The 3,753-nt window shown below is 68.7% G+C and carries 4 protein-coding genes and 1 pseudogene; 4 read left to right on the forward strand and 1 reads right to left on the reverse strand.

Annotation, left to right across the window (positions count from 1 at the left end; all coding sequences use genetic code 11):
* Positions 1-1,235 (reverse strand): ABC transporter permease (locus tag ACWF94_RS36080; RefSeq protein WP_453498663.1); only part of this gene is annotated, 1,235 nt, incomplete at its 3' end.
* A 193-nt stretch (positions 1,236-1,428) separates the two neighbouring features.
* Here ACWF94_RS36080 and ACWF94_RS36085 point away from each other — a divergent pair.
* From ACWF94_RS36085 to ACWF94_RS36100, 4 genes and pseudogenes are all read left to right on the forward strand, one after another.
* A complete protein-coding gene (locus ACWF94_RS36085) occupies positions 1,429-2,091 on the forward strand; it encodes a response regulator transcription factor (protein ID WP_453498666.1) in 663 nt (220 codons plus the stop codon).
* The gene (locus ACWF94_RS36090; RefSeq protein WP_453498669.1) at positions 2,088-3,332 is read left to right on the forward strand and encodes a sensor histidine kinase; all 1,245 of its coding nucleotides are present in this window, start codon (positions 2,088-2,090) and stop codon (positions 3,330-3,332) included. Before ACWF94_RS36085 ends, ACWF94_RS36090 begins: the two co-directional genes overlap by 4 nt.
* 87 nt (positions 3,333-3,419) lie before the next feature.
* Positions 3,420-3,602, forward strand: a pseudogene (locus ACWF94_RS36095) (Scr1 family TA system antitoxin-like transcriptional regulator); the annotation flags it as partial.
* Complete coding sequence (locus tag ACWF94_RS36100; protein ID WP_453498672.1) at positions 3,559-3,726, forward strand: DUF397 domain-containing protein; 168 nt, start codon at positions 3,559-3,561, stop codon at positions 3,724-3,726. The pseudogene ACWF94_RS36095 and the gene ACWF94_RS36100, both read left to right, overlap by 44 nt.
* Positions 3,727-3,753 lie beyond the last annotated feature (27 nt).

Below are 3,753 nucleotides of genomic sequence, written 5' to 3' on the forward strand. Positions count from 1 at the left end.
CCGCTGTCCGCGTTCGCGGCGGACTCCTTGGCCGACGACACCTCGCCGGCCAGCAACTGGTCACCGATGGCCTGGGACAGGAACTGGCTGCCCGCCGAGGCGAGGCCCACCGCGATCACCGCGCAGGCGACGACTTCCACCAGATGCTGGCCGAGCAGTTGGGGCTTCTTCTCGCCGAGCGAGAGCAGGATGCCCAGCTCCTTTCGGCGCTCGCGCAGCGACGAGGCGACGATCAGGGCGAGGATCACGGTCCCGGCGAGGGCGACGAGCCACACGGTGACGGTCGCGAAGGCCGCGGTCTTGGTGATGGGCCCGACGAGCTGCTTGTACTGCTTGTCGTTGACCGTCATCGGGAAGAGGTCGAGATCGGCGCCGGAGGCTTTCGCGTGCTTCTTCAGCCGGGCCAGGTCCGCCGGGTCGGACAGGGTGAAGGTGGCCTGCTGGAGCACTCCCCCTTCGGGGCCCGTCTTCTTGCCGAGGAGCCGACTGCCACCGTCCGGGGTGACGTACAGCTTATTCACCGGGTCCATCATGGCCGGCATGTACCGGCCGCTGTCCGGAGTGCCGCTGGAGTAGATGCCGATGACCGTGAACGTGAACTCGTCCTCGTTCCTCTTCTTGCCGATCTCCGGTAGTTCACCGACCTTCAGCTTGATCCTGTCGCCGACCTTCCAGCGGTTGTGCTTGGCCAGGCGCTGCTCGACCACGACCTCGTCGATCCCGCTCTTCGGGCCGATCCCCCGCCCGGCGACGATCTTCGCCTCGCCGTTACGGAACGAGGCCACCGACTGCTGATCGCGTATCCCGTCGGCCTTGAAGAGGTCGAGGCCGTCCGGTTGGGTGCCGGCCGGCCGCGGCACCGGCTGGTACAGCTTCGAGCCGGCGGTGGGCGCGGCACCCGAGTCCGTCGTGTAGTTGCACCGCTTGACCACCGACGACTCGCAGATCCTGTCGACCAGACCGCGCCGCAGGTCACCTTCCGGACCGATCACGCCGGGCATGGCGCCGTCGGACTTGGTGCCCCCTCCCGAGTCGATCAGGGCGTTCACGTCCAACTGCATGGTGGCGACCGCGCCGACGCTGTTCTTGGCATCGTCGGCCGCCCGGGCCGCGGCGGACTGGATAAGGAATCCGGAGAGCACCAGGGTGCAGATGACGAAGAAGAGGCCGACCAGCATCAGGGACTTTCCGAGGTGGCTGGTCAGCCGCCACCACGCCCGTTTGAAGAGATTCATTGCGTACGACAGCTCCTTGCCCGGCGAATTTCGTGAAACCGCATGTCACCGTAGCCAGACACCGTTTTGAGCCGTGTTTGCCGAGTGCGCGGGCCGGGCGGCAGCTCATACACGGTTCATATCCCGCATCTGATAAATGTGGGCAGCCGGGATGTCGAATGCGTCCGGAATTCACAGGAAAGGATCGCGGGTCGTGCGAGTACTGGTGGTGGAGGACGAGCAGTACATGGCGCGGGTCCTGGAGATCGGGCTGCGCCGCGAGGCCATCGCCGCCGATGTCGTGCACGACGGGTCGGCGGCCATGGACAAACTGGCGGTCTACGACTACGACGCCGTCATCCTCGACCGTGACCTGCCGGGCATCCACGGCGACGAGGTCTGCCGCCGCATCGTCGCCATGCGTCTGGAGTGCCGCGTCCTGATGCTCACCGCCGCCGGGCGCCTGGGCGACAAGGTCGAAGGGCTCGGCCTCGGAGCCGACGACTATCTGGCGAAACCCTTCGACTTCCCCGAACTCGTCGCCCGCCTGCGGGCGTTGTACCGGCGCAGCCCCATGGTCCACGCCCCCGTCCTCACCTTCGCCGACCTGGCCTTCGACACCCACCGCCGCCGTGTGCTGCGTGCGGGGCGGGAAGTGCGCCTCACGCCGAAGGAACTGGCCGTACTGGAACTGCTGATGCGCGCCGACGGCGGCGTACTGAGTGCCGAATACCTCCTGGACAAGGCGTGGGACGCGGGCACGGATCCGCTCACCAACGCGGTACGTCTCGTCGTGCACACCCTGCGCCGCAAGCTCGGCGAGCCCCGGCTGGTGCACACGGCGATCAGCGCCGGGTACTACCTGGGCACCAAGTGAGGCGGCCCTCCTGGCCGGGCCTCGGGCGGACCGGGCGAACCCAGCGGGCCGGGCGGACCGGGCGGACCGGGCGGACCGGGAGCATCCATGCCAGGCTCTTCCTCGGCTTCGCGGGCGCACTCGCCGCCTCGGCCGTACTGATGGTCGCCGTCATCTACACCGGCATGCGGTTCGTGCCGACGTACGACTTCCGGGACACCATCATCGTCACGGGCCCCGGGGCACCGGACTGGATGTCCCGCACCGGGGAGGCGTTCCCCGAGACCAGTGCTCCGCCGGGTGTCGGGCCGGGTACCACGGCCGACAGATCGATCCGCAGCAAGGAAGACGTCTGGAACACCCTGCTGTGGCTGTCCGTCGGCGGTCTTCTGCTGGTGATGGCGATCGGCCTGGCCATCGGCTGGCGGTTCTCGAAACGCCTTCTCGCGCCCCTCGGCATCATCAGCCAGGCCGCCGCGAAGGCCGCCGACGGCCAGTTGCGGGACCGTATCGATGCCGAGGGACCGTCCGATGAACTCAAGCAGCTCGCCGACACCTTCGACATCATGCTGGCCCGCCTGGAGGAGTCCTTCGCCGCCCATCAGCGCTTCGCGGCCAACGCCTCGCACGAACTGCTCACCCCGCTGGCCACCACCCGCACCGTCCTGCAGATCGCCGCCGCCGACCCCAGCGGCGAAGAGTTCGCCGAGCTGGCCCCGATGCTCGTCGAGACGAACGAACGCAACATCACCATCGTCAAGGCCCTCCTCGACCTGGCGGCGGCCGACCATGCCCCCTTCGACCCCGAACCCGTCGACCTCGCGGCCCTCGCCACGGACACCGCCGCCGAACGCACCGCGCAGGCGGCCACGGCGGAGCTGCGCCTCCGCGTCGACACCGAGCCCGACTGCACCGTCTCCGGCAACACCACCCTGCTCCGCCAGCTCCTGCTCAACCTCCTCGACAACGCCCTGGCCTACAACGAGCCCGGCGGTTCGGTGCACCTCGCGGTCCTGCGCGAGGACGACATCGTCATCGAGGTGGAGAACACCGGGCGGCGCATCGATGACGTCATCGCCCAGCGCCTGTTCGAGCCCTTCTACCGGCAGCCGGTCCGCGTCACCAGCGACCGCTCCGGCCACGGTCTGGGCCTCGCCATCGTCCGCTCGATCGTCCACGCCCACCACGGCACCGTCACCGCGCACGCCAACCCGGACGGCGGCCTGACCGTACGCGCCGAGCTGCCGCCGGACCCGGGGTGACCCGTCACGCCGGACCCGGGGTGACCCGTCGTCAGTCCCTGCCGGTGTCGATCTCCGCCCACACCGTCTTCCCGCTCGGCGGGAACGGAGGAGTCCGTCTTCCGGCGGCGGCTCGGCGGTACGGAGGTCACGCGGGTCCTGCTCGACCACGTTCTGGAACACAGCGAACGACGCAATGTGACGCTTCAGATTGTCCCACTCAACGCCGAGTACCACGCGTGCCTGGATGGACCGGTACGGCTACTGGAGACGCCGGAGGGGCGACAGCTGTGTGGAGGTCGCCGTAACCGAGCATGCCATTCACGTCCGGGACTCCAAGGACATAGCGTGCCCCTACCTCGCCGTCTCCCCCGACGGCTGGGCCCGCTTCGTGCGGTACGCCGCGCAGGGCTGAGCCTTCACAGGCTCAGCCGTACTACGG

It is taken from the genome of Streptomyces sp. NPDC055078 (genome assembly GCF_053607985.1).

What these genes read in the sequence shown, in the direction of transcription:
- ACWF94_RS36100 (WP_453498672.1), top strand. Translation starts at nt 3,559, where the DNA reads ATGGACCGGTACGGCTACTGGAGACGCCGGAGGGGCGACAGCTGTGTG.